The sequence below is a fragment of the Streptomyces sp. GL_140 genome (assembly GCF_057834465.1).
In genome coordinates this window covers 5,165,821-5,184,393 of record NZ_CM174404.1, presented here as the reverse complement: position 1 = coordinate 5,184,393, position 18,573 = coordinate 5,165,821, and the positions used below count along the sequence as shown (strand labels likewise).

The following is an 18,573-nucleotide window of genomic DNA, read 5'->3' as shown; positions in this document are numbered from 1 at the left end:
GTCCCCGCGAGGCCCAGGCGAGCGGCCCTGTATGCGGTCGTGCGCGCACGACTCCCCCGGAGTTGGTTCTCCGTACGCCAGTCGCCGTGCGTACCGACCACCTTAGCGGCCACGCCACAAGAAAGGTTTCTCCGTCCGCGATACGAGCGAGGATGCAGAGTGACGCCACCCTCGTCACAGGCCTGACGGACGATCGGAGACCCCGTGTCGACAACTGCTGATGCCATCCGTTCCGCCGACGCGCACAGCGCGCACAACTACCATCCCCTGCCCGTCGTCGTCGCGACCGCCGAAGGCGCGTGGATGACCGACGTGGAGGGCCGCCGTTACCTCGACATGCTCGCGGGCTACTCCGCGCTCAACTTCGGCCACGGCAACCGCCGTCTGCTCGATGCCGCCCGCGCCCAGCTGGAGCGGGTCACGCTCACCTCCCGCGCCTTCCACCACGACCGCTTCGCGGACTTCTGTACCGAGCTGGCCGCGCTGTGCGGCAAGGAGGCCGTGCTGCCCATGAACACGGGCGCGGAGGCCGTGGAGACGGCCGTGAAGACCGCCCGGAAGTGGGGCTACGAGGTCAAGGGCGTCCCGGACGGCCACGCCAAGATCGTGGTCGCGTCCGACAACTTCCACGGCCGCACGACCACCATCGTGTCGTTCTCGACCGACCACGACGCCCGCGACCACTTCGGCCCGTACACCCCGGGCTTCGAGATCGTCCCGTACGGGGACCTCACCGCGCTGGGCCACGCCGTCACCTCCAACACGGTCGCCGTGCTCCTGGAGCCGATCCAGGGCGAGGCGGGCGTCCTCGTACCGCCCGCCGGATACCTGCAGGGCGTACGGGAACTGACGCGCGAGCGGAACGTCCTCTTCATGGCGGACGAGATCCAGTCGGGGCTGGGCCGGACCGGCAGGACCTTCGCGTGCGAGCACGAGGGGGTGGTCCCGGACGTGTACATCCTCGGCAAGGCGCTGGGCGGCGGCGTCGTGCCCGTGTCGGCGGTGGTCGCCGACCGCGACGTCCTCGGCGTGTTCAAGCCGGGCGAGCACGGCTCCACCTTCGGCGGGAACCCCCTGGCCTGCGCCGTGGCCCTGGAGGTCATCGCGATGCTGCGCACCGGCGAGTACCAGCAGCGCGCCACCGAGCTCGGCAACCACCTGCACCGGGAGCTGAACCTGCTCGTCGGCGGCGGGGCGGTGACCGCCGTACGGGGCCGCGGGCTGTGGGCGGGCATCGACATCGACCCGTCGCGCGGGACCGGCCGGGAGATCTCCGAGAAGCTGATGGACCTCGGCGTCCTGGTCAAGGACACCCACGGTTCGACGATCCGGATCGCGCCGCCGCTTGTGATCAGCAAGGAAGACCTGGACTGGGGCCTGGCGCAGCTCAGGTCGATCCTCGCGACCGAGTAGCCGGTCGCAGCCGGTCCGAACCGGTCGGAGGGTGCCTTGCCGGCTAGAGGATGACGTGGGGCAGGAAGCGGGCGTACTCGTCCGTGACCGGCCCCGCCGATTCGCGGATGCCGAGCCCCGCCGCCTCGTCCTCGACGACCCATGCGCCGAGCACCACCCGGTTGCCGTCGAAGTCGGGCAGCGGGGCGAGGGCCTGGAAGACGTACGTCTCGTCCGGATCCGGCACGAACGGCTCCCCGCCCACCGGATGCAGGGTGACCCCCGCGCCCTCGCGCCCCAGCAGCGGCTTCGCCACGTAGCCGCCGGTCTCCGCCAGCTCGCGCGGACCGTCCAGGTAGGCGGGCAGCAGGTTCGGGTGCTCCGGGAAGAGCTCCCACAGGACGGCCAGCAGCGCCTTGTTGGAGAGCAGCATCTTCCACAGCGGCTCGATCCAGGCGGTGGTGCCCGAGCCGCCGCCGTGGTCGTAGGTGCCCAGCACCTGCGGGGCGAACTCGTCGGTGACCAGCCACTCCCACGGGTAGAGCTTGAAGCAGGCGCGGATGAAGCCCAGCTTCTCGTCCACGAAACGGCCGGTCAGGGCGTCCCAGCCGATCCGCTCGACGGACAGCGCCCGCGCGTCGATGCCGGCCTGCTCGGCGGTCTCCCGGAGGTAGGCGACCGTCATCAGGTCCTCGCCGAGCTCGTCGGTCTCGGAGTGCGCGAAGTGCACCGGGCCGTAGGGCAGCAGCTCCGCCTGCCGGCGCCAGGCGTCGACCAGCCGCTCGTGCAGGGAGTTCCACTGGTCGGCGCCGGGGAAGCGCTCCTCCATCCAGAACCACTGCGGGCTTGCCGCCTCCACCAGGGAGGTCGGGGTGTCGGCGTTGTACTCCAGCATCTTGGCGGGGCTGCCCTCGGCGCCGTCGTACCGCAGGTCGAAGCGGCCGTAGAGGGAGGGCTGTTCGGCGCGCCGCCGCCAGGACTCGGCGACGAGCCCGGCCAGCTTGGGGTCGGTGATGCCGAGGTCCGCGAAGCGGTCGTGCTCGACGATGTGCTCCGCCGCCGCCAGGCACATGGCGTGCAGCTCCTCGACCACGTTCTCCAGCGCCTCCACCTCGGGCAGCGAGAAGGAGTAGTACGCGCTCTCGTCCCAGTAGGGGCGCAGGGAGTCGTCGGGGTAGCGGGTGAGGGGGTAGATCAGCCCCTGTTCCTCGACGGTCTTCTGCCAGTCGGGGCGGGGTTCGATCGTGTGGCGCTTCATCGGTGTGCGTTCCTCGGGTCTCGGTCAGCCGCCGCTGGAGCCGGAACTCTTGTGCCCGCCGATGCCGCCGCGGGTCACCGCCGACTTGTCGAAGCTGCCGCCGGAGGCCTTGCCGCTGCGAACGGAGCCGCCGTAGTAGTACGTGCCCCGGCTGTTGGTGCCGCCGCTCTTGCAGTACTTGTCGTCCAGCTTGTCCAGCGTGGTCCGGTCGACGCAGCGCCTGTCCGGTTCGTTGCTGTTGCCGCAGGCCACGAGGGTGGCCGCGAGCAGGCCCATGCCTCCGAGGACGACGGCGCCGGAACGCATGCGGCGCTGCTTGGTGCCTCTGCTGGTGTCCATGTCTGCTGCTCCCCCTAGTGGCGTGCTGCCGACAGAGTAGAGCTGGTCCCCCGGCCGATGGAATCCGGCCGTCCCGGGATCGGTGACCTAGAGTCGGTTCGTGCTCATTGGGATGGTTTGCGCGCTCGGTGCGGCGGTCTGCTTCGGCACGGCATCGGTCCTTCAGGCGGTGGCGGCGCGGGCCGCGGAGCCGGGGACGGGCTCGGGGGTCGACACCGCCCTGCTCCTGCGGGCGCTGCGCCAGTGGCGCTACCTCGCCGGACTCGGCCTGGACGGGCTCGGCTTCGTCCTCCAGATCATCGCCCTGCGCCACCTCCCCATCTACGCGGTGGGCGCCGCCCTCGCCGCCAGCCTCGCCGTGACGGCGGTGGTCGCGGCGCGGCTGCTGCGGGTCCGGCTGAGCGGGACGGAATGGGCCGCGGTGGCGGTGGTGTGCGGGGGCCTGGTGATGCTCGGACTGTCCTCGGGGGAGGAGGGCTCCGGGACCGGCTCGCTCGCGCTGAAGCTGGGGCTGCTGGCGGTGGCGGGGCTGGTGCTCGTGGTCGGAGCCGTGGCGGGCGGTCTGCCGGACCGCAGCCGGGCGCTGACGCTGGGTCTGGCGGCCGGGACGGGCTTCGGGGTGGTGGAGGTGGCGGTACGGCTCATCGACGACATCTCGCTGTCGGCCCTGTCGAACCCGGCTCTGTACGCGCTGCTGCTGGGCGGGGGTTCGGCCTTCCTGCTGCTCACCTCGGCCCTGCAGCGGGGCTCCGTGACGGTGGCGACGGCCGGAATGGTGCTGGGCGAGACCCTCGGCCCGGCGGCGGTGGGCGTGGCCTGGCTGGGCGACCGCACCCGCGAGGGCCTGACCTGGCTGGCGGTCGCCGGCTTCGTGGTCTCCGTGGCCGGGGCGCTCGCGCTGGCCCGCTTCGGGGAGCCCCCGGCGCAGGAGTCCGGGCCGGCCTCGGTGTGAGGCACGGTGCCGGTGGCCGGCCGGGGTCCGGGCGTCCTCACGGCAGCGCGGCGACCAGCGCGGCCAGGGTCGCGGACCAGGCGCTCTGCGTCGGGGTGCCGAAGCCGACGACCAGCGCCTCGCGCGGGGCCGGGGCCGCCTCCGGGTGGCGGAAGTAGGACAGCGACTGGAGGGCCAGGTCCTGCCAGGCGGCCGCGCGCAGGGCCGCGCGTTCCCCGCCCGGCGGCAGGTCCAGGACCGCGTGGAGTCCCGCCGCGATCCCGGAGACCGCCGCCCGGTCCCCGATCGCCGCCACCAGCTCGTCCCGGCGCCGCCGGTAGCGCAGCCGCATCCCCCGCACGTGCCGGTCGTAGGCCCCGGACCGGATGAACTCCGCGAGCGTCAGCTGGTCCAGCGCGCTGGAGCTCCAGTCGGTCAGGCCCTTCGTCGCGACCACCTCGTCCAGCAGCGCGGGCGGGACCACCATCCAGCCCATGCGCAGCCCCGGCGCCAGGGACTTGCTCGCCGTGCCGAGGTAGACCACCCGGCCCGGGTCCAGGCCCTGCAGCGCGCCCACCGGCTGGCGGTCGTAGCGGAACTCGCCGTCGTAGTCGTCCTCCAGGATCAGCCCGCCCGTGGACCGGGCCCAGTCCACCGCCGCCGCCCTGCGTACGGGGGTCAGCGCGGCGCCCGTCGGGAACTGGTGCGCCGGGGTGAGCAGGACCGCGCCCGAAGCGGGGGACAGCGACTGCGTGCGCGCGCCCGCCGCGTCCACCTCCAGCGGCCGGGTCCGCAGCCCCGCCGCGGTCAGCAGGTCCCGGTGCTGGTCGAGCCCGTAGCCCTCCACCGCCACCTCGCGGACCCGGCGCGCCCGCAGCAGCTTCGCCAGCACCATCACCGCGTGCGCGAACCCGGAGCACAGCACGATCCGTTCCGGGTCGGCGTGCACCCCGCGCGCCCTGGCCAGGTACCCGGCCAGGGCCTCCCGCAGTTCCACCCGGCCGCGCGGGTCCCCGTACCCGAAGGCCTCGTTGGGGGCGTCCGTCAGCGCCCGGCGGGCCGCCGACAGCCAGGCCGCGCGCGGGAAGCCGCCCAGGTCCGGGGTGCCGGGCAGCAGGCTGTACGAGGTCCTCGCGCGCACGGGGCGCCGTACGGACGCGGCCGGGGCGCTGCGCCGCTCCCGGGCCCGTTCGGCGACCCGGGTCCCGGAGCCCTGCCGGGCCGTCAGCCAGCCTTCGGCTACGAGTTCGGCGTACGCCTCGGCGACGGTGTTGCGGGCGATCCCCAGGTCGGAGGCGAGCGAGCGCGAGGAGGGCAGCCGGGTCCCCGGGGCGAGCCGCCCGCTGCGCGCGGCCTCGCGCAGCGCCTCGGTCAGCCCGGCCCGCAGACCGCACCCCGCGGACAGCTCCAGGTGCAGGTCCGCGCCGAAAGTGGCCCAGGATTCCGTCATGGATATGGACCATACCGGCGGGCCGCCTGCTTCGTAGGGTGGACGCATGACCACTCACGTGCACACCAGCGACCTCGCCGCCGAACACGCCCCCCGCGGCAACTGGGGCAAGAACTCCCCCGAGATCTACAAGGCGATCCTGGCTCTGGAGGTCGCCGCGAAGAAGGGCCTGGACCCGGCCCTCGTCGAGCTCGTCAAGATCCGCGCCTCGCAGCTCAACCACTGCGCCTTCTGCCTCGACATGCACACGAAGGACGCCGTCGCGGCGGGCGAGAGCGTGGAGCGGATCGTGCTGCTCGCCGCCTGGGAGGAGTCGCGGCACTTCTACACGGAGAAGGAGCTCGCCGCGATCGAGCTGACCGAGGCCGTGACCGTGCTGACGGACGGCTTCGTGCCCGACGAGGTGTTCGAGAAGGCGTCGAAGCACTTCGAGGAGAAGGAGCTGACCCAGTTGATCGCCGTGATCGCGACGATCAACGTCTGGAACCGGTTCGGCGTCACCTACCGCATGACCCCGGGGCACTACACCCCGGGCATGTACGACAAGTAGCCGGCCGGTCCGCGTCAGCCGCCCGGGCGGAAGGCCGCCAGGGCGGCGGCGTGGTGGTCCTGGGTGAGCGTCCAGTCTGCGGCCGGGCCGGCCGTCAGGACGGCCCACTTCTTGCCGTCCTGCGCGAAGAAGACCCGTTCGATCCCGCGCCGCCTGCCGTGCGATTCCGCGCTGTCGTACTCGTAGACCAGCTCGCCGGCCTCGGCGGCGCCGGGTGCCGGGCCGACCCGGATCTCCTGGTAGCCGGAGGTCTGGGCCCGCAGGTACGAGGAGGCGCCCTGGACGGCTCCGAGCGGGCTCAGGTCGGCCTCGCTGACCTGGAAGATCTGGACGAGGGCCGCGCGGTCGGGCGAGCGGTAGAAGACCCCCGAGGCGGCCTCCTCCCTGGTCCAGCCGACGGGCACGGCGACGGTGAAGCCCTTCGCGTCGCGCACCGTCTCGTGCGGCGCGCCGCCGCTCGGGCTGGGGCTGGCACTGGGGCTGGGGCTCGGGCTCGGCCCCGAGGAGCGGGTCCCGGTTCCGGTGGGCGAGGACGTGTCGGATCCGCCGGCGGTCGCCGGGGCGCTCGCCGCGGTGGGCCCCGCCTGCGCGGGCTCGTCCCCCTGGTCGCGCTCCACGAACCAGACGGCCGCCGCGCCGATCGCGAGCGCGACCACCGCGACCACCGCCGTCGTCGGCGTCAGCCACCGGCCGCGCGGCCCGTCGGGGCGCGGGGGCCCCGGCGGTACGGGCCCGGGGTACTGGTCGTACGGGCCGTGGTGCGGCGGGGCCGGAGGCCCCGGCGGGGCCGCGGGCTGTGGGTACGCCGGCGCGTACCCGGGCGGGACGGGCGGGACGCCCGGGGCGGGCGATGCCCCCGGTCCACCCGGCACCCCTGGTGCCCCTGGTGCCCCTGGTGCCCACGCCTGGCCCGGGGCGGGTGCCTGGGGCGGAGCCGGGGCGGGGGCCGGGGCCTGCGCCTGGGCCGGGCCGTCCGAGACCCAGCGCTGGGTCTGCGGGTCCCAGCGGGGTGCGCCCTGCGGCTGCGAGGCCACGGCTCAGCCTCCCAGCGAGGTCAGCAGCCCGGCCAGCGCCGTGGCCGCGCTGACCGACTCCACCAGCGGGGCCCAGCGTTCGAGCGCCCCGCGCAGCCGGGTGGCCAGGCCGGGGCGGATCTCCGACGCCCCCTCCAGTCCCTCGGCGACCCCGTCCAGTTCGGTGTCGAGCGCCGTCCGGTCCGCGCCGCGCGGCAGCCGTACGAGGGCCGCGCGCAGCTCCAGTACCGCCTCCAGGAGCGCCTCCGGCGCGACGGCCCCGGCCGCCGGGTCCCCGTGGTGGACGGTGTTGGTGTTGTTGCTGCCCCCGATGCTGAAGGCGCTGCCGGTGATCCCGCCGATCCGGACGGACGGCTCGGACCCACCCGTGCCCGTACCGGTCCCCGTACCGCTGTCGTCAGTTGCCACCGCTGCTCCCCCTGCCCCTGCCTCCGCCGTGGCGGACGGTGTTGGTGTTGTTGCTGCCGCCGATGCTGAAGGTGCTGCCGTTCACCGACTGGATGAACGTGCCGCCCTCGGCCACGTTGACCGCCCGCGCCGCGAACTCCTCGGTGTGCCAGCCCGCCTCGTGCAGTGCGAGCACGATCCCCCCGACGACCCGGTCCTGGATCGTCTTCAGGAAGCGGTCGAGGTCCATGAGGTGGAACAGCGAGCCGTTGTCCTGGGAGGCCAGGTCGCGCACCGACACCCGCGGCCCCTCGGGCCGGGCGCCGCCGTGGCCGGCGGTGGCGATCCGCCACCAGCTGACCAGGCCCCGGCCCAGGGTGGCGACGGAGGCCGCGATGGAGCCGGGGGTGTTGCGAACGGCCCAGACGGCCTTGCCGAAGGCGTTGTTGTTCCGGTGGCGCTGGGCGTCGGCGTCCGCGTTGTGGAAGGCGACGTGGACGGGGAGCAGCACGTGCGGGGCCACTTCCAGCATCATCATCCCGCCCTGAGTGTGGACCCGTACGAAGACGGTGACGACGAGGTTCTCGTCCCAGCCGCCGACCCGGACGCGCAGGAAGTGCCGACGCCGTTCGCCGCCCTCCTCGATGGCGGCGGCCCGCTGTTCGGAGTACTGGCCGTGGACGACCTGCGCGGTGTCGCGGTGCGGCAGCCCGGCGGCGGGCAGGAACACGCACTCGTCCACGACCAGTTCGCGCATCCGGTCCCCGACTGCGGCGGCCGACTCGGGGGACCCGTGCGGCGAGGGCACCCGCAGGCGCTCCAGCAGGGGCACGATCTTCCCCAGGATGTGGGCGTTGGTGACCGGTTCGGGCTTGCGGTCGGGGCCGAGGTCCTCGCGCGGGCGCAGTTCCACCGACAGCTGCCAGGGCCGGTAGGGATCACCCGCCCCGCAGAACGGGTCGTTGACGTCGTACATGATCACCGGCGCGAACTGCTCGGCCCGGATCCGCTGGCGGATCCGCTGGAAGCGGGCGCCCTGGGCGGCTTCGGCCGGGTCGCCCGCGTGGTCGGCGTAGCGCTGCCCGCTCAGGTCGGTGGCGATGGTCCGGAAGACGTGACCGCGCTGGAGTCCCACGACGGTGACCACCGCGGCGAAGACCACGGGAAGCCACCAGAAGGAGACGGCGCCGGAGGGGGCGGCGCTCCACGGGGTGAGCGGCAGGCCCAGGATCCCGGCCGTGTCCCCGGAAGAGCTGAGCATCACGAGGCCGCCGAAGCCGAAGCCGAGCAGGACGACGACGATCATCCACCACACGTAGACGCGCAGGACCAGGGCGAGGGCGCGCAGCAGCGGGACCCGACGGCTGCGCAGCCAGTCGGCCAGGCTCAGCATCAGGAAGGGAAGGACCAGCACGCCGAGGGCGCCGCCTGTGAGCAGCGAGCCGACGAACCAGGCTCCGAGGACCCCGGCGGCCCAGCCGAGTTCGGTGCGGCGGGCGCGGAGCGCGTGGGCGAGGACCCTGGAGGCGTCGTAGCCGTAGGAAGGGGCGACGACCCGCTCCTCGTGGACGTACAGCTCGTCGATGACCCGGTCGCGGTAAGCGGCGTCCAGGTACGTTCCCGCGCACAGGAAACGGCCCGCTTCGCTGAGGGAGGGGTGGACCGGGGGGCGACCGGCGGGCGGATCGCCCCAGGCGCCGTCGTCGGGCCGGCGGGGGTTCGGGATCTCGGTCACCGATCGACCTTAGGTATTCCCTACACCCCGCGACAGAAAGATTCACGCCAAAGAGCCCCGGCCAGGTTTGGCCGGGGCTCTTCGATGTTCGTACCGGTCCGCTCGGATCAGGCCGGGCGGCGGTTCGTTCAGATCAGGCCGAGCTCGCGCACCGCGTCGCGCTCCTCGACGAGCTCCGCCACGGACGCGTCGATGCGCGCACGGGAGAACTCGTTGACGTCCAGGCCCTGGACGATCTCGTAGCGGCCGTCCTTGGTGGTGACCGGGAAGGAGGAGATGATGCCCTCCGGCACGCCGTAGGAGCCGTCCGACGGGATGCCCATCGAGGTCCAGTCGCCCGCCGCGGTGCCGTTGACCCACGTGTGCACGTGGTCGATGGCGGCGTTGGCGGCCGAGGCGGCCGAGGACGCGCCGCGGGCCTCGATGATCGCCGCGCCGCGCTTCGCGACGGTCGGGATGAACTCGTCCGACAGCCAGGTCTGGTCGTTGACCAGCTCGGCGGCGTTCTTGCCGGCGATCTCCGCGTGGAAGATGTCCGGGTACTGGGTCGCCGAGTGGTTGCCCCAGATGGTCAGGCGCTTGATGTCGGAGACGGCGGCACCGGTCTTGGCGGCCAGCTGCGAGATCGCGCGGTTGTGGTCCAGACGGGTCATCGCGGTGAAGCGCTCGGCCGGTACGTCCGGGGCCGCGGCCTGCGCGATGAGCGCGTTGGTGTTGGCCGGGTTGCCCACGACCAGGACCTTGATGTCGTCCGCGGCGTGCGCGTTGATCGCGGCGCCCTGCGGCTTGAAGATGCCGCCGTTGGCGGAGAGCAGGTCGCCGCGCTCCATGCCGGCGGTACGCGGACGGGCACCGACCAGCAGCGCGACGTTGGCACCCTCGAAGCCCTTGTTCGGGTCGTCGAAGATGTCGATGCCGGCGAGCAGCGGGAAGGCGCAGTCGTCGAGCTCCATGGCGGTGCCCTGGGCGGCCTTCATGCCCTGGGGGATCTCCAGAAGACGGAGCTTGACCGGCACGTCCGCGCCGAGCAGGTGGCCGGACGCGATGCGGAAGAGCAGCGCGTAGCCGATCTGGCCGGCGGCGCCGGTGACGGTGACATTCACGGGAGTGCGGGTCATGGCCTTCTCCGTTAGACAGCTGGCGGTGGGGCGTCCCTGCCCCATGTGCTGGGAGGACGCCGCTCCCCGAACCGTAAATCTTGACGTGAAGAGACATCCGCCGTCAGGCTATCCGACCCTGGAGCACCCCAATCCCCCGGCCCGTGTGGTGCGTGGCACACGGGTGGCGCTCGGACGGTGCGACAGCGGCCCCGGGGCGGCCGTCAGACCTGGAAGATCTCCCCGGTCCGGTGTCCCTCGATGGACTTGACATAGGCGTTGGCGGCCCGCGCCACCGGTACCGCGTCGAATCCCGCGAAGGTGTCCCCGTAGATGCCCATGGACTCCTCGAAGACGGTCGGGCTGACGGCGTTGATCCGCTGCTTGCCGGGGAGTTCGATGGCCGCGGCCCGTACGAAGGCCTCCACGGCGCCGTTGACGAGCGAGGCCACCGATCCCGTCAGCAGGGGCTCGCGCGCCAGGATGCCGGTGATCAGGGTGAACGAGGCGTGCTCGGGCAGCCGTACGGTGCCCTGGCGGACCAGCTCGATCTGCGAGACGGCCTTGCCCTCCAGGCCCGCGCGCACGTCCTGGGTGCTCAGCTCGCCGAGCGGCTTCCACGGGACGCTGCCGGCCGCGACCGCCACCGCGTCCACGGAGCCCACCGCCTCGTACATGGCCCGGATGGACTCCGGGTCGGTGATGTCCACGCGCACGTCCGCGTCCTTGCGGGAGGCGGTCACGACCTCGTGACCACGCCCGCGCAGGGCCTCCTGAACCGCTCGGCCGAGGGTTCCGTTCGCTCCGATGACTACAACCTTGATCGCGTTCATGACGTCGAGCATCGCCATGAACGTTTCCGAAGTCCACCCGCCTTCCCCGGGGCGGCTGCCGCCGGGGCGGGCGGGGCGGGCGGGTCGATCAGCGGACCGTGAAGCGGACCGCGCTCTCCAGGAACGGGATGTGCAGCCACGGCCTGGGCTCCATGACCAGCGCGAGCAGCGTGATCGCCACGCCCAGCAGGCCGTAGGTGACCATGTCCGTGAACCGGGAGCGCACCGCGAGCATGCCCACGGAGGGCAGTGTCCGGCGCAGCACCGAAGCCGCGATCAGCGCGATGCCGATCATCAGGCAGCCGAGGCGCGGGTGGCCCATGGCGGTGGCCAGCAGCCCGCCCGCCGTCGCGGCGAGGACCGCCAGCATCGGCCACTGACGGGCCGGCGCGGGTGCGTCGCCGGGCGCGGCGCGACCGCCGCCCTCGGGGCGGGCGGTGTCCCGGGTGATGGAGGGGAAGCGGCGGGAGCGGACCGCGGCGGCACCGGCCATGGCCTTGGCCTTGACGCCGGTCTCCGGGGCGGCCTCGGGCGCGGCGGGGGCTCCCGGGGCGGATCCGGATTCGGAACCCGCGGCGGGCCCCGCGGCGGACCCCGCGGCGGTCCCGCCGGGGGATCCGGCCGGCTCCCCCGGTCCCGAGGGCGCCGCAGGCTTCGTAGAGCCCGCGGATCCCTCGGAGTCCGCGCGCTCAGCCCGCACTGGGGACGATCCGTTCGGCGGCCTCGACCACGTTGACGAGCAGCTGGGCCCGGGTCATCGGGCCGACGCCGCCCGGGTTCGGGGAGATCCAGCCGGCCACGTCCGCGACGCCGGGGTGCACGTCCCCGACGATCTTGCCGTTCTCGTCGCGGCTGACGCCGACGTCGAGGACGGCCGCGCCCGGCTTCACGTCCTCCGGCTTGACCAGGTGCGGCACACCGGCCGCCGCCACGACGATGTCCGCCTGCCGCAGCAGCCCGGAGAGGTCGCGCGTACCGGTGTGGCACAGCGTCACGGTCGCGTTCTCCGACTTGCGGGTCAGCAGCAGGCCGATGGACCGGCCGACCGTGATGCCGCGGCCGAGGACGACCACGTGCGCGCCGTTGATCTCCACACCGTGGTGGCGCAGCAGTTCGACGATCCCGTACGGGGTACAGGGCAGCGGGCCCGGCTCGTTCAGGACCAGCCTCCCGAGTGACATCGGGTGCAGGCCGTCGGCGTCCTTCGCCGGGTCCATCAGCTCCAGGACGCGGTTGGTGTCGATCCCCTTGGGGAGCGGAAGTTGGACGATGTAGCCCGTGCACTCCGGGTTGTCGTTCAGCTCCCGGACGACCGCCTCGATGTCCTCCTGGGAGGCCGTCGCGGGCAGTTCGCGCTGGATGGAGGCGATGCCGACCTCGGCGCAGTCCTTGTGCTTGCCGTTGACGTACCAGCGGCTGCCCGGGTCGTCGCCGACCAGCAGGGTGCCGAGGCCCGGGGTGATGCCCCGGGCCTTGAGCGCCGCCACGCGGGCGGTCAGTTCGGACTTGATCGCGGCTGCGGTGGCCTTGCCGTCGAGAATCTGGGCAGTCATGGCACCATCCTCCCGGATGAGGCGGCCACGGTTCCAGTCGCATCCGCCCCTGGCCGGTCCCATTCGTTGCACTTGCACAACGAGTGAGCGTGCGAACGCGGTGTGGCTGGACAAGTCCACCCCGTTCGCACGACGATGGCCGGAAGATGTGCCGCGGGCAGTGCCGGGGGGCGGGCCGCACCACTTGCAGCGAATCCTCCTAGCGTGCCGTGCGTCCCCGCACTTCCACGGAGGAACACCCCAAGATGAGTTTCGGCGACCCGAACAACCCCTACGGGCAGCAGCAGCCTCAGGGCCAGCCCGGTTACGGCTACCCGCAGCAGGCCCCCCAGGGCGTTCCGCCCCAGGGCTACGCCTACCCGCAGCAGGCCATGGGGTACCCCGGCCCCTCCGGCTACCCGGGCGCCAACGTGCCGATGCCCGGCGGCGTCAAGGGCGCCCGCGTCATCCTCTGGATCCTCGGCATCATCCAGGCCCTGGCCGGCATCCTCGTCGCGGTCGGCGGCGCGCTGTTCGCCTCGGCCTTCTCCAGCTCCTCCAGCTCCTCGGCGAGCGATGCGGGCACCGCCGCGGGCGGCGTGTTCGTCGTCGCCGGCATCTTCGTGATCGGCATCTCGCTGTGGCCGATCCTGACCGCCGCCAAGCTGGCCAAGGGACGCGGCGGCGTCCGGGTCTCCGGCATCATCTTCGGATCGATCCAGACCCTCTTCGCCGGTGGCGGCCTGCTCATCAGCATCGTGACGCTCAGCAACCTGCACGACTCAGGCGTCGCCCCCTTCATGTTCACGCTCGTCTTCCAGGGGATCTCGCTCGGTCTGGGCCTCTGGATCCTGATCGGCCTGGCCAACTCGGCCGCGGGCATCTACTTCAAGCGCCCTCAGTACTAGGACTGCCGGCCGGTACGAAGCCTCGTACCGGCCGCGCACACGGCGAAGGCCGCGCACCGCAGCGATGCGGTGCGCGGCCTTCGCCGTCTACGGGGTCTACGGGGACTACAGGCACCCGGTGGGCCCGGGTCCCCGGGGGACTCAGTGGAAGAAGTGCCGGGTCCCGGTGAAGTACATCGTCACGCCCGCCGCCTTCGCGGCCTCGACGACCTGCTCGTCACGGACCGAACCGCCCGGCTGGACCACGGCCTTGATGCCCGCGGCCGTCAGGATCTCCAGCCCGTCCGGGAAGGGGAAGAAGGCGTCGGACGCGGCGTACGAGCCCTGCGCGCGCTCGGCGCCCGCCCGCTCGACCGCGAGCTTCGCGGAGTCGACGCGGTTGACCTGGCCCATGCCGACGCCGACCGAGGCGCCGTCCTTGGCGAGCAGGATCGCGTTGGACTTGACGGCGCGGCAGGCCTTCCACGCGAAGGCGAGGTCGGCGAGCTCGTCGGCGGACAGGGCCTCGCCGGTGGCCAGCGTCCAGTTGGCCGGGTCGTCGCCCTCGGCCTGGAAGAGGTCGGACTGCTGGAGCAGCGCGCCGCCCGAGATCGGCTTGAGGTCGCCCGGCTGGTGCGGGGTGCCGGCCACCTTCAGGACGCGGATGTTCTTCTTCTTGGCGAGGACCTCGAGGGCGCCGGCCTCGTAGTCGGGGGCGGCGATGACCTCGGTGAAGATCTCCGCGACCTGCTCGGCGAGCTCCACGGTCACCGGGCGGTTGACGGCGATGACCCCGCCGAAGGCGGACAGCGGGTCGCAGGCGTGCGCCTTGCGGTGGGCCGCGGCCACGTCCTTCTTGTCCACGGCGATGCCGCACGGGTTGGCGTGCTTGATGATCGCGACGCAGGGCTCTTCGTGGTCGTAGGCGGCGCGGCGGGCGGCCTCGGTGTCCACGTAGTTGTTGAAGGACATCTCCTTGCCGTGCAGCTGCTCGGCATTGGCGAGCCCGCCCGGCTGGCCGTCGGTGTAGAGGGCCGCGGCCTGGTGCGGGTTCTCGCCGTAGCGCAGGGTGGACTTGCGCTCCCACGCGCCGGCCAGGAACTCGGGCAGCACGGCCTCCGGCTCCGGGGCGTACGCGTTCGTGAACCAGGAGGCCACGGCGACGTCGTAGGCGGCGGTGTGCTGGAAGGCCTCGGCCGCGAGCCGCTTGCGGGCGGTGAGGTCGAAGCCGCCGCCCTGGGCGGCGGCGATCACGGCGTCGTAGCGGGCCGGGCTGGTGACCACGGCCACCGAGGGGTGGTTCTTGGCGGCGGCGCGGACCATCGAGGGGCCGCCGATGTCGATCTGCTCCACGCACTCGTCCTCGGTCGCGCCCGACTGCACGGTCGCGAGGAAGGGGTAGAGGTTGACGATCACCAGGTCGAAGGGCTCGACGCCCAGCTCGGCGAGCTGGTTGCGGTGGTCCTCCAGACGCAGGTCGGCGAGGATGCCGGCGTGCACGCGCGGGTGCAGGGTCTTGACGCGGCCGTCCAGGCACTCGGGGAAGCCGGTCAGCTCCTCGACCTTGGTGACGGGCACCCCGGCGGCGGCGATCTTCGACGCGGTGGAGCCGGTCGAGACGAGGGCGACACCCGCCTCGTGCAGGCCGCGGGCCAGCTCTTCCAGCCCCGTCTTGTCGTAGACGCTGACGAGGGCGCGCCGGATCGGGCGCTTCGACGTGGCGAGGTCTTCGCTCTCTGCGGTCACGGTCTCTGCGGTCCCTGCGGCCTCTGCGGCGGTCACTGGATTGTTACCTTTCGTCCCTCGATGCTGTAGCCGTGCCGGGCCAGGCGCCCCACGACCTCGACGAGCAGCTCGCGCTCGACTTCCTTGATCCGCTCGTGGAGAGCGGCTTCGTCCTCGTCATCCCGGATCTCGACCACACCCTGGGCGATGATCGGACCGGTGTCCACGCCGGTGTCCACGAAGTGGACCGTGCAACCGGTGACCTTCGCCCCGTAGGCGAGTGCGTCCCGTACGCCGTGGGCGCCGGGGAAGGCCGGGAGGAGGGCGGGGTGGGTGTTGATGAACCGGCCGCCGAAGCGGTCGATGAACTCCGTACCCACGATCTTCATGAACCCCGCCGAGACCACGAGGTCCGGCGCGTACGCGTCGGTGGCCCCGGTCAGGGCGGCATCCCACTCCGCGCGGGTCCCGTACGCCTTGACCGGGCACACGAAGGTGGGGATCCCCGCCTTCTCGGCACGCTCCAGACCGGCGATGTTCTCGCGGTCGGCTCCCACGGCGACGACTTCGGCGCCGAACCCCTCGGATCCGCCGGGGTGGGCGTCGATGGCGTCGAGCAGGGCCTGGAGGTTGGTGCCGGAACCGGAGACCAGCACGACCAGGCGGGAGACGGCCATGGGAGGCCCTTTCTCGGGCGGGGGCACCCCCGGCGTGAGCTGGGGGCACGTCGTTCGTCTTGTGCGGTCGTACGAAACTTCGGGTCGCCGAGATGGGCGGACCCTACGAAGCCACCGACCGCCTGCAACGATACCGGCACACCGGACGGCCCCCGAGGGACGGGGGCACGGGTGGGCGGTAGCGTCTGGCCTACAAGCCGCAAACAGGCCTCCGACGTCCCAGCGACGTCCATGACACAGGGGATGAAACACACCCGATGCCGGATCGCCGCCAGCCCGACCGCTCCACCGACGACAATCCCTTCGCGGCGCCCCCGGAAGGCCGGCCCGACCAGCCCTGGGAACCGCGCAAGGGCGGTGACGGCGGCCCCGGACAGGGGCCCGGCGAGGCCCCGGGATCCGGACCGGCCCGCTGGGATCCGACCGACCCGATCCAGCGGCGGGCGCGGTACGCGCTGCTGGGCGGCATGTGGGGCTTCTTCTTCGTGGTCATGGACATCCCCTCGATGGCGCTGCTGCTCGGCGCCCTGGCCCTGTACTGGGGGATCAGCGCGCTGCGCGGCGCACCGGCGAAGCCCGCCGGGGAGGAGGGGACGGCCACCGCCACGGTCGCCGACATCACCGGGGTGCGGACCGGGGCCACTGAGCCCGCTCCGGCCCAGGGCGGCCTGGCGGCCCTGGGGCCCGCCGCCCGGCCCCAGCGGACGGCGGCGGTGAGCGGACTGGTCACCGCGTCGCTGGCGGTGCTGCTGTCCCTGTCCTCGTACGCCGTGCACCTCGCGTACAAGGACTTCTACGTCTGCACGCAGGACGCCCTCACCAAATCGGCTGAGCTGCAGTGCAACGACCTGCTGCCGGACAACGTCATCGGCAAGATGATCAAGGTCCCGGGGTAGCAGGGGTAGCAGGACCGCCTACTCGGGGTCCTGCCCGGGGTCCCGTTCCGGGTTCGGCCCCGGGGCCTGCGAGGGGTCCGGTCCGGGGTCCTGCACCCCGGTGACCGGTCCGGCTTGCGCTTCGGGCCCCGCCTTGCGGCGGGCCAGCACCCGCGCGCCCGTCACGGCCGGGACCGGCGCGGCCTCGGTCGACGGGACCGGCTCGGTCACGGCGAGCGGGGCCGAAGCCGTCATGGCGGGCATCGGCGGGCCGACGGGCAGGGGCGGTGCGGCCGGCATCGCCGGGATCGCGGGAGTCGCGCGGATCGGGATCGGGGTCAGGTCCAGCTTGAGACCGGGCATGACCAGTACGGGTCGCTTCGGCGGCGTCTCCGGAACGGGTCCGGCCGCCACCCCCGGCACGGATCCGGCACGCGGCTCCTCCTTCACCGGCGCCGGCGGGTGCGGCGGGTGCGGCGGATCCGGCAGGTGCGGTGGGTTCTGCCCTGAGGAGAAGTCCGGGATCAGCGTGCCCGTGGCCCGGCGCAGCGCCGCCCATCGGACCTCCCGCACCCCGCTGTCGTGCCAGCTCTCGGCTCCGTCGGGGGCTTCGACGAGCCACCTCGCGGGCCGGTTGCGCCACGCGTGCACCATCACGGCCACCGGGACCGCGAGCGCCAGGGTCCAGGCCAGGGCCGCGCCGCCCGTCTGCCACCAGACCGGCCCGAAGGCCGCCAGTTCCCGGGAGCCGAGCGGCCCGGCCGAGGCCGCGGCCAGCCCGGCCGTGGCCAGGGCGCACACCAGCGCGCCCAGGGCCGCGGTGAGCGCGGTCTCCCCGTACGAGACTTCGCGCGCCCGGCGCACCGCGAACCAGCCCACGGCCAGCCCCGCCACCACCGGTACCACGGCGGCGGCCCAGGTCAGCGGCGTGCCGGGGCCCTGCGCGGGGAGCGCGGCGAGCAGCGGGAAGCGGGGCAGCGCGTGCGCGCCGCCGAAGCCGAGCGGGGTCGCGGTGGCCGAGGTGCCCAGCGCGAAGCCGGGGCCCAGGGAGTAGGCGGTGCCCCAGACCACGGCGTTCGGAACCAGGGTGAGGGACAGCAGCAGGACGGCGAAACGGCCCGACCAGAACCCGGTCAGCGCCACGAAGGACCCCTGCACCTCCGCCCCGTGCCAGGCCAGCGAGGCTGCGACCAGCAGCGCTCCGCCGCCGAGCAGGACCAGGGCCCCGCCCGCGCCGGCGCGCAGCGCGAGTGCGTAGCGGGGGCGGGTGAACCGGCTGGTCAGCAGCCCGAGCGGTCTCCCCCGGGCCTCCCAGACCCCGCCGGCGGCCGCCAGCGCGGCCACCAGGGGCAGGTGCCGGGCCGCGCTGAGCGGGTCGGCGGGCATGGGCCCGGAGGCGGCGTACACGGTGGCCAGGGACCCGACGCCGAGGTAGCCGCAGAGCACGGCGGAGAACACCACCCTGGCGGGCAGCGGCTCCGCGCCCCCCTCCTCCTCGGCGGCGCTGCCGAGCCGGGCGGCGCGCCGGATGAGCAGCGCGGGCAGTGCGATGAGCAGCAGCGGGGTCATGCCGACGGGGGCGGGCACCCCGGAGAGGGTCTCGTAGCGGACCATGTCGGTCCCGTGGGCGAGCAGCCAGAGGCCCGCGGCGAGGTGCAGGGCGCCACCGGGACCGCCGTCGGGGTAGGGGGAGCTGATCCACAGGACGATGACGAGCACGGCGAAAAAGCCGAGCCCCAGTCCTGCGGCGACGGCTCCACCCACGACACACGCGGCGGCCGCCGGTGAACGGCGCCGGGCGGGGGCCCTGGGGGGCGTGGGCAACGAAGTCCCGCGTTCGGTCACTTGGGTCACCCCGCCATGGTGCCAAC

18 protein-coding genes and 1 riboswitch are annotated in these 18,573 nt (G+C 73.2%); of the genes, 5 read left to right on the top strand and 13 right to left on the bottom strand.

What is annotated here, in order from left to right; all coding sequences use genetic code 11:
- Window positions 1–4: 4 nt before the first annotated feature.
- A riboswitch (ZMP/ZTP riboswitch) is annotated at window positions 5–95 on the bottom strand.
- Between the two features lie 109 nt (window positions 96–204).
- Entirely contained in the window at window positions 205–1,413 is a 1,209-nt protein-coding gene (gene rocD / locus AC3IYJ_RS24150; protein WP_489396835.1) for an ornithine--oxo-acid transaminase, read from the top strand.
- Window positions 1,414–1,456: 43 nt separating this feature from the next.
- Here rocD and AC3IYJ_RS24145 read toward each other — a convergent pair whose 3' ends face one another.
- Both AC3IYJ_RS24145 and AC3IYJ_RS24140 read right to left on the bottom strand, forming a co-directional pair.
- Window positions 1,457–2,650: a glutathionylspermidine synthase family protein gene (locus AC3IYJ_RS24145; protein WP_489396834.1), complete on the bottom strand. Its 1,194-nt coding sequence runs from the start codon at window positions 2,648–2,650 to the stop codon at window positions 1,457–1,459.
- 24 nt (window positions 2,651–2,674) lie between these two features.
- Window positions 2,675–2,989, bottom strand: coding sequence for a hypothetical protein (locus AC3IYJ_RS24140; RefSeq protein ID WP_489396833.1), 315 nt, complete (start codon window positions 2,987–2,989; stop codon window positions 2,675–2,677).
- A 112-nt stretch (window positions 2,990–3,101) separates the two neighbouring features.
- Between AC3IYJ_RS24140 and AC3IYJ_RS24135 the strand changes: the two genes are divergently transcribed.
- A complete protein-coding gene (locus tag AC3IYJ_RS24135; protein WP_489402902.1) occupies window positions 3,102–3,941 on the top strand; it encodes a hypothetical protein in 840 nt (279 codons plus the stop codon).
- Window positions 3,942–3,978: 37 nt separating this feature from the next.
- On the opposite strand, the gene pdxR is transcribed toward AC3IYJ_RS24135, so the two are convergent.
- Window positions 3,979–5,370, bottom strand: a complete 1,392-nt coding sequence (gene pdxR / locus AC3IYJ_RS24130; RefSeq protein ID WP_489396832.1) for a MocR-like pyridoxine biosynthesis transcription factor PdxR — start codon at window positions 5,368–5,370, stop codon at window positions 3,979–3,981.
- Window positions 5,371–5,416: 46 nt separating this feature from the next.
- On the opposite strand from pdxR, the gene AC3IYJ_RS24125 reads away from it, so the two are divergent.
- Complete coding sequence (locus AC3IYJ_RS24125) at window positions 5,417–5,920, top strand: carboxymuconolactone decarboxylase family protein (protein WP_489396831.1); 504 nt, start codon at window positions 5,417–5,419, stop codon at window positions 5,918–5,920.
- 14 nt (window positions 5,921–5,934) lie between these two features.
- On the opposite strand, the gene AC3IYJ_RS24120 is transcribed toward AC3IYJ_RS24125, so the two are convergent.
- The 7 genes from AC3IYJ_RS24120 to AC3IYJ_RS24090 all read right to left on the bottom strand — a co-directional run bounded on the left by AC3IYJ_RS24120 (window position 5,935) and on the right by AC3IYJ_RS24090 (window position 12,559).
- Complete coding sequence (locus tag AC3IYJ_RS24120) at window positions 5,935–6,954, bottom strand: hypothetical protein (RefSeq protein WP_489396830.1); 1,020 nt, start codon at window positions 6,952–6,954, stop codon at window positions 5,935–5,937.
- Between the two features lie 3 nt (window positions 6,955–6,957).
- Window positions 6,958–7,362, bottom strand: coding sequence for a hypothetical protein (locus AC3IYJ_RS24115; RefSeq protein ID WP_489396829.1), 405 nt, complete (start codon window positions 7,360–7,362; stop codon window positions 6,958–6,960).
- A complete protein-coding gene (locus AC3IYJ_RS24110; protein WP_489396828.1) occupies window positions 7,352–9,076 on the bottom strand; it encodes a hypothetical protein in 1,725 nt (574 codons plus the stop codon). The genes AC3IYJ_RS24115 and AC3IYJ_RS24110 overlap by 11 nt, the downstream gene beginning before the upstream one ends.
- A 128-nt stretch (window positions 9,077–9,204) precedes the next feature.
- A complete protein-coding gene (locus AC3IYJ_RS24105) occupies window positions 9,205–10,194 on the bottom strand; it encodes a malate dehydrogenase (protein WP_407837626.1) in 990 nt (329 codons plus the stop codon).
- Between the two features lie 203 nt (window positions 10,195–10,397).
- Window positions 10,398–11,024, bottom strand: coding sequence for a short chain dehydrogenase (locus AC3IYJ_RS24100; protein WP_489396827.1), 627 nt, complete (start codon window positions 11,022–11,024; stop codon window positions 10,398–10,400).
- A 70-nt stretch (window positions 11,025–11,094) separates the two neighbouring features.
- Complete coding sequence (locus AC3IYJ_RS24095; protein WP_489396826.1) at window positions 11,095–11,706, bottom strand: DUF3017 domain-containing protein; 612 nt, start codon at window positions 11,704–11,706, stop codon at window positions 11,095–11,097.
- Window positions 11,696–12,559, bottom strand: a complete 864-nt coding sequence (locus AC3IYJ_RS24090; RefSeq protein WP_489396825.1) for a bifunctional methylenetetrahydrofolate dehydrogenase/methenyltetrahydrofolate cyclohydrolase — start codon at window positions 12,557–12,559, stop codon at window positions 11,696–11,698. Before AC3IYJ_RS24090 ends, AC3IYJ_RS24095 begins: the two co-directional genes overlap by 11 nt.
- Window positions 12,560–12,804: 245 nt before the next feature.
- Here AC3IYJ_RS24090 and AC3IYJ_RS24085 point away from each other — a divergent pair, with 245 nt between their 5' ends.
- Window positions 12,805–13,446 (top strand): hypothetical protein, encoded by a 642-nt coding sequence (locus tag AC3IYJ_RS24085; protein ID WP_489396824.1) that lies wholly within the window; start codon window positions 12,805–12,807, stop codon window positions 13,444–13,446.
- 141 nt (window positions 13,447–13,587) lie between these two features.
- Here AC3IYJ_RS24085 and purH read toward each other — a convergent pair whose 3' ends face one another.
- On the bottom strand, window positions 13,588–15,171 hold the full coding sequence (gene purH, locus AC3IYJ_RS24080; protein ID WP_489396823.1) for a bifunctional phosphoribosylaminoimidazolecarboxamide formyltransferase/IMP cyclohydrolase: 1,584 nt from the start codon (window positions 15,169–15,171) through the stop codon (window positions 13,588–13,590).
- 32 nt (window positions 15,172–15,203) lie between these two features.
- The gene (purN, locus tag AC3IYJ_RS24075; protein ID WP_489396822.1) at window positions 15,204–15,827 is read right to left on the bottom strand and encodes a phosphoribosylglycinamide formyltransferase; all 624 of its coding nucleotides are present in this window, start codon (window positions 15,825–15,827) and stop codon (window positions 15,204–15,206) included.
- A gap of 257 nt (window positions 15,828–16,084) precedes the next feature.
- Here purN and AC3IYJ_RS24070 point away from each other — a divergent pair, with 257 nt between their 5' ends.
- On the top strand, window positions 16,085–16,723 hold the full coding sequence (locus tag AC3IYJ_RS24070; RefSeq protein ID WP_489396821.1) for a hypothetical protein: 639 nt from the start codon (window positions 16,085–16,087) through the stop codon (window positions 16,721–16,723).
- Window positions 16,724–16,741: 18 nt separating this feature from the next.
- Here AC3IYJ_RS24070 and AC3IYJ_RS24065 read toward each other — a convergent pair whose 3' ends face one another.
- The gene (locus tag AC3IYJ_RS24065) at window positions 16,742–18,556 is read right to left on the bottom strand and encodes a cell division protein PerM (protein ID WP_489396820.1); all 1,815 of its coding nucleotides are present in this window, start codon (window positions 18,554–18,556) and stop codon (window positions 16,742–16,744) included.
- Window positions 18,557–18,573 lie beyond the last annotated feature (17 nt).